Source organism: Paenibacillus sp. OT2-17, from assembly GCF_009827695.1.
In the GTDB taxonomy this organism is placed as follows: Bacteria; Bacillota; Bacilli; order Paenibacillales; family Paenibacillaceae; genus Paenibacillus; species Paenibacillus polymyxa_B.
On sequence record NZ_WUDQ01000210.1, the window covers coordinates 1 to 5,894 of the forward strand.

The 5,894-nt window shown below is 47.2% G+C and carries 9 protein-coding genes; 5 read left to right on the plus strand and 4 right to left on the minus strand.

The features are described 5' to 3' along the window. Positions 1-73: 73 nt before the first annotated feature. Both GRP75_RS29825 and GRP75_RS29830 read left to right on the plus strand, forming a co-directional pair. The gene (locus GRP75_RS29825) at positions 74-727 is read left to right on the plus strand and encodes a serine dehydratase beta chain (RefSeq protein WP_337194235.1); all 654 of its coding nucleotides are present in this window, start codon (positions 74-76) and stop codon (positions 725-727) included. Continuing rightward, on the plus strand, positions 721-1,245 hold the full coding sequence (locus tag GRP75_RS29830) for an L-serine ammonia-lyase, iron-sulfur-dependent, subunit alpha (RefSeq protein ID WP_337194236.1): 525 nt from the start codon (positions 721-723) through the stop codon (positions 1,243-1,245). The genes GRP75_RS29825 and GRP75_RS29830 overlap by 7 nt, the downstream gene beginning before the upstream one ends. A gap of 224 nt (positions 1,246-1,469) precedes the next feature. On the opposite strand, the gene GRP75_RS17505 is transcribed toward GRP75_RS29830, so the two are convergent. Together GRP75_RS17505 and GRP75_RS29835 are read right to left on the minus strand one after the other, a co-directional pair. Then, the gene (locus GRP75_RS17505; RefSeq protein ID WP_237449085.1) at positions 1,470-1,649 is read right to left on the minus strand and encodes a ParA family protein; all 180 of its coding nucleotides are present in this window, start codon (positions 1,647-1,649) and stop codon (positions 1,470-1,472) included. After that, the gene (locus GRP75_RS29835; RefSeq protein WP_237449086.1) at positions 1,603-1,740 is read right to left on the minus strand and encodes a ParA family protein; all 138 of its coding nucleotides are present in this window, start codon (positions 1,738-1,740) and stop codon (positions 1,603-1,605) included. The genes GRP75_RS17505 and GRP75_RS29835 overlap by 47 nt, the downstream gene beginning before the upstream one ends. 581 nt (positions 1,741-2,321) lie before the next feature. On the opposite strand from GRP75_RS29835, the gene msrA reads away from it, so the two are divergent. Next, positions 2,322-2,834, plus strand: a complete 513-nt coding sequence (msrA, locus tag GRP75_RS17510; RefSeq protein ID WP_160789923.1) for a peptide-methionine (S)-S-oxide reductase MsrA — start codon at positions 2,322-2,324, stop codon at positions 2,832-2,834. Between the two features lie 125 nt (positions 2,835-2,959). Continuing rightward, a complete protein-coding gene (locus tag GRP75_RS17515) occupies positions 2,960-3,895 on the plus strand; it encodes a divergent polysaccharide deacetylase family protein (RefSeq protein WP_053325173.1) in 936 nt (311 codons plus the stop codon). On the opposite strand, the gene GRP75_RS17520 is transcribed toward GRP75_RS17515, so the two are convergent. Further along, positions 3,870-4,631 carry an N-acetylmuramoyl-L-alanine amidase gene (locus GRP75_RS17520; RefSeq protein ID WP_160789924.1) on the minus strand — a complete coding sequence of 254 codons (762 nt, stop codon included), beginning with the start codon at positions 4,629-4,631 and terminating at the stop codon, positions 3,870-3,872. The two genes, GRP75_RS17515 and GRP75_RS17520, sit on opposite strands and share 26 nt — an antisense overlap. 290 nt (positions 4,632-4,921) lie before the next feature. On the opposite strand from GRP75_RS17520, the gene GRP75_RS17525 reads away from it, so the two are divergent. Next, positions 4,922-5,113: a YqzE family protein gene (locus GRP75_RS17525; protein WP_023988052.1), complete on the plus strand. Its 192-nt coding sequence runs from the start codon at positions 4,922-4,924 to the stop codon at positions 5,111-5,113. Positions 5,114-5,212: 99 nt separating this feature from the next. Here the strand turns inward: GRP75_RS17525 and GRP75_RS17530 are convergent. Then, a partial coding sequence (locus GRP75_RS17530; protein ID WP_160789925.1) for a hypothetical protein occupies positions 5,213-5,894 on the minus strand: 682 nt, incomplete at its 5' end.

Below are 5,894 nucleotides of genomic sequence, written 5' to 3' on the forward strand. Positions count from 1 at the left end.
AGAGGAATGACTAATAGTCAGAAAGGGTGTAAGGGTGCTATGAAATCGTTGACAGAACTCTATAAGGTTGGCAGTGGGACCATCCAGCTCCCATACCATGGGGCCGGAGAAAGCCGCCAGAATCTTCAAATCAGAAAATGAGGATGCCGAACGATTCAAGGCACTGATTTATGGTTCCCTTGCCAAAACAGGCAAAGGACATATGACAGACAAAGCCATTATTAGAGCACTGTCACCCGTTCCAACGGAGATTGAATTTGTTCCACACGCAGATTTTACTCTGCCGCATCCCAATACCGTTGATTTTATCGCTTATAAAGACGGGCGGCAAACCACATCCATGCGTGCTTTAAGTATCGGCGGCGGGGACATCGTTATTGAGGGACGGGAGGAGATGCTGGCGCCCGATGTCTACCCAGAGAACAGCTTTGCAGAAATCAGTAAAATTTGTAAAGCGAATCATATCCGCCTAAGCGATTACGTCGAGCAGTGTGAAGGCAAACAGATATGGGATTTTCTCAATGGGATTTGGGAAGCGATGAAGCGTTCGGTCAACGAAGGGATTTCAGTCACCGGTATTCTGGAAGGCGGTCTCCAGGTCGAACGCAAGGCGCAACTTCTGTATAACGGCATATTGATGAGAGCCCGGAGACGCGGGAGAACAGGATCGTCAGCGCATATGCGTTCGCCGTCAGCGAACAAAATGCCGCCGCCGGTGCAATCGTAACGGCCCCGACCTGTGGAGCCAGCGGTGTCATGCCGGCCGCACTCCTTTATATGCAGCAAAAGAAACAGGTCCCGGACGAGAAGGTCCTCCGGGCTCTGGCCGTAGGCGGGCTCATTGGCAACCTGGTCAAGCAGAATGCCTCCATCAGCGGTGCTCAATGCGGCTGCCAGGGGGAGGTTGGCACTGCTTGCTCTATGGCCTCGGCTGCACTGGCAGACATGTCAGATATGGGGATCGATCAAATTGAGTATGCAGCGGAGGTTGCCTTGGAGCACCATTTGGGGTTGACCTGTGATCCTATTAACGGACTGGTTCAGATTCCTTGCATCGAGCGGAATGCCGTGGGTGCCATGCGGGCAATCAATGCGCTGAGCCTGGCAAATTTCTTGTCGAATACCCGTAAGATATCTTTTGATCTGGTTGTACAGACCATGTATGAAACAGGCTTGGACATGAGTAGCCGTTACCGTGAGACTGCAGAAGGCGGGCTCGCTAAGCTCTACAAAATTGACAGTTAAATGATACTGCCATGATGATGGGGCATTAATTCCATACTTGTGTAATGAGACGAAGAACGTCCCTTGTGCCGGTTGGCAGAAGGGACGTTCTTTTTTGGGAGGCTATATAAGGCGAGCTGCTGCGGTCTCAGCATGGTCGAGCCGGGCAGTCTGACCAAGGCAGAGCTGGTCGTCCGGCCAAGATGTGATTTGTCTGAACGCAGCTGGGATTGCCCGGGATGAGGTCAAAGTTCCCTTGGGAATGAAGGGTATTGGTCAGGGGCGGGGAGAGGCTCATCTTCCATGACGGCGTTCATGATGTTGAACATACTAACGTTCAACTTGTCGGGTTGCTCGATGCCGAAACATAAGGTCAGATTACCCTGCGGGTCGAAATCCACCAGCAGAACCTTTTTTTTCTTCATGGGATAAGGCGTAAGCCAAATTGTAGGCGGTGGTCGTTTTGCCAGTGCCGCCTTTTTGATTAGCGACGGTGATCGTCGTTGCGTGTCTCATATTAATCCTCCCCGAAGCGGCCTCTTCGTTAATTTGTCAATGGTAGGGAGTGGGCTGGTTTTCGTTGTTCTCTCCGAGTTCTCTCAAACGTCCAAAATCGGCCGCATTTTACGGCATTGCCGGGAGCCCCTTGCGGCGCTTGGATTTGAACGAAAAAACCGTCAAAAACCCTGATTTCACAAGGGTTTTGACGGTTTCTCAATTCCGTTCCATTGACTTAGATTCCGCTTGGTTCCGAATCGGATACAAGATTCAGGTCCGTGTGGGCTAACCCCCGTGGAGGTTCGAGTCCTCTCGACCGCATCCATTAGAAAAGGTCTATAGAATTGCTCTCGTAGCAGTTTTAGAGACCTTTTTCTTATATTTCTGAGGAATTGCTCATAGTTTAAGCTGAACAAGTTTCTTGTCTTCACGCAAACTATGGATTTCCATAAAGGATTCTGACAAATTACTTGATTTCTTTTAGGTGGGATTTTGCAATCTCCTCAAGTTCATAAACAATTCTTTTATAAGGTTATCTTTTAAGATATGATAGAAAATAACGCACTTTATGATGAAGTTATTGAAAGGTTGGATGTAAGATGGAGAAAGCGACTTTTGCAGGTGGATGCTTCTGGTGTATGGTGACTCCATTTGAAGAGCAGCCGGGCATTCATGGCATTGTGTCAGGATACACTGGAGGAACAAGTCCCGATCCCACCTACGAGCAGGTTAAAACAGGAACTACTGGTCACTACGAGGTGGTGCAGATTACTTTTGAGCCTGAGCTGTTTCCTTATGAAAAGCTGCTCGAATTATATTGGCCGCAAACAGATCCTACCGACGGGGAAGGTCAATTCCAGGACCGGGGTACACAGTATAGACCCGCAATTTTTTATCATACAGAGCAGCAACGTGAGCTTGCGCAACAGTCCAAGGAGCAGTTGGTACAAAGTGGACGTTTTGATAAGCCAATTGTAACGGAGATTCTTCCTGCTTCTATTTTTTATCCGGCAGAGGATTATCATCAGGATTACCACAAGAAAAACGTGAAGCACTATAAGGAAGATCGGGCCCAATCAGGCCGTGATGAATTTATTGATAAGAACTGGTAAGCGGCTTTAATATACGTTTCTACGCACGATAAGGCAGATCAGGGAGTATTCCATGGATCTGCCTTATACATATTTAGACGAGGTTACTCACACAATGAAGGGACAGAGAAGGAGGCTGACCCGCAATGAGTACACGACGGAAGCTACACATGAGAAACATAATAAAAAAGGCTTTAAAGGCATCTCGCGGCCGGAAAGAGCCAGCTTATGTACCTGTATTCCATTCAAGCTCTAAAATACGGAGAACCGTAGTACTCTGTATTTCGGTATGCATGTTATTCATGGTCTGTAGTACTGGTGTTGCAAAAGCATTAGACAAACAGGACGTGCCGCAAAAGATGGTTGCCGTCATTATCGACGATCTGGGAAATAATATGAAAGGGACTGAGCAAATTTTAAATTTACCCGTTAAGATTACCGTTGCTGTGATGCCTTTCCTGCCTACAACCAAGCAGGACGCTATGGAAGCGCATAAGCGTGGTCATGATGTCATCGTCCATCTTCCAATGGAACCAAAGCAGGGAAAGCCCGAATGGCTTGGACCCGGAGCAATTAAGGCAAATATGACGGATGAAGAAGTACGCGCTAAGGTGACAGCAGCCATAAAGGATGTTCCTTATGCGATAGGAATGAACAACCACATGGGTTCCAAGGTCACTTCGGATAAACGCATTATGTCTATTGTTCTTGATGTTTGTAAGGAGCATGGACTATTTTTTGTCGACAGCCGTACTAATTATTGGTCAGTGGTACCTGAACTTGCCGCTAAAAAGGGAATGCCACCGGTACGCAATGATGTTTTCCTGGATGATGTCCATACACTCGCTCATGTGAATCGGCAACTTACAAAAGTGGTTGAGTGGCTGGACGAGCACGATACATGCGTAACGATTGGGCACGTTGGCGTGTCTGGCATGTATACATCCTCGGCTCTTCATTCATCGGTTCCCAAGCTAAAGGAGCACGCCAAATTTGTGGGTATTAGCGATTTGGTGCGTGCTGTATGGGGATGGACTGGAGACCCAGCCACCAACACTACCATGCCGTCAGATGCGCAATAATGCCTTCGGCAACAGCTTCAGCAATGCTTTTTTGACCGCGATCCCCGGAAAGCATGGCTCTGTCCTGTTCGTTACTGATAAATCCGGTTTCCACAATTACAGCGGGATGCTGGATTTTATTCAGAAGATAAAAGGGTTTTCCGTACACTGTTTCTCTATTCATGCAAAATAAGCGGTTTAATGAATGCTGAATCCGTTCAGCCAACAGATAGCTGCTGCCTTCATCCTGATACAGCACAATGGGTCCACGTTTTTCGGTACGTTTGGTCCAATTGACATGCAGGCTTACAACCAAAGCGGTGGGCAGTTGTTCTGTTAGACTTTTACGTTGAGCCAGGTCTTTAAGGTGCCGGGATTTGGACTGCAACCAACGGTTATCGTCACTCAGTGCGTAGTCCTTGTCCCGATTCAGGACAGCAGGGTAACCCTGGGAGCGTAAGATCAAGTACAGCTTTTGAGCAATGGCGAGATTGATATCTTTTTCCAAAAGCCCTTTGTGACTTGTTCCACCATCCACACCGCCATGGCCTACATCAATCAGGACAACGGGCTTGGCAAAAGCGTGATAGGACGAATGTACGTTGGATGGACCCTCTGTATACTTGTTCGGTTCGCTACTTTTCTCGTTGGGCTGAGCAGCTGTATAGGTAAATGGGGCAAATACAGCACTGCAAAGGATGCATAGACTCAACCCCAGCCCTGTCAGCCATATCTTGTTTAACTTTTTATTCCGCACGTTCTATTCCTCCAGTGGACGAATTGATTGTTTACTGAAAAACCATGCATAACAGACATCAAACCTAAAGCAGCTTAGCTGCCTTCAAACATAACAATTAACCTTGAGGTAACCGTTATGTTGAAGATAGTATGTTCCATTTAAGGGAAACCATGCATAGTTATTCCCACAGGGGTTAGACCTTTTGGAAAATGAGCAAGCTAGTTGTATCTGCACCTAACGTGTAAATCCGATATTTCCAAGCAATGTGAATGGACATGATAGGGGCAGAATAGAGGAGGTCATGGAGGATGGCGAAGAGTGACGAACTGGTGACGTATATTACGCAGCGAATTGTTCGCTATATGGAAACGCCGCGTGATGTTCGACGCAGTCAAAAACAAGCCAGAGAGCCGTGGGTGAGCAAATGGTTTGGCATGTTGCCTCTGGCTCTGAAAATGTGGATGAAATCCACACGCAGAGAACGAAGAGAGCGACATTAAACTCGCCAAAGAGACCACAAGAGGCATAGGGGATGCCATTTGAGGTCTCTTTTTGTGTTGTAGGGATCATTCCGAATCATTTTGCGTGTTTCTTAATAACTAAGAGTCCAAACGAAAAAATTCACCAGCTGACAATAACTGTTTTAAGGGTACAAATCGGGACAGTCCATGATGGTAGGTTAACGCATATAAATTGGGTTGGGACGGATGATCTGGGGATATCCAGGACTGATACCCACTAATGGATAAGGGACCTCCAAAGGCAAAATTGATACCTGTGGCAGAAAATATAATACGCGGTGAAATACTCAGTGTATCCATAAATTGGGCTGTGTTACGGACAGAAAGTTTTTGCTTGGGTTGAAGCCAACCCAGATCGTCATAGGGATCAAAAGGAGCAGACGAGACCGTAACCACTTGCGCCTTTGTTTTCAAAAAGGGTACAGATGAAGAGAATGCGTTGTTCTGGAGCTTATGTTTCCAACTCTCATCTGCCACTTCTACAGGTAACGGATCACCAGTCACAGCATCAATACATATTTCGCTGCCTGTAGAGGAACGCACCAGCCAGTAGGCTAGTAGCGGTTCCTCATACATAGGTGTGATTTGCAGCTTGTCGATAGATGAAAGATCAGTATCTGTGAGCAACACCAGGGATTGACGAAGTACAGCCATACTATAAGGCCCGCCCGGACCATTCCCGTATTCGTTGAGTTGATATGCGCCATTGGAGTCTGAGCCGATAATCAGGTAGCCGATGTATTCTCCCGCACGGTTTACT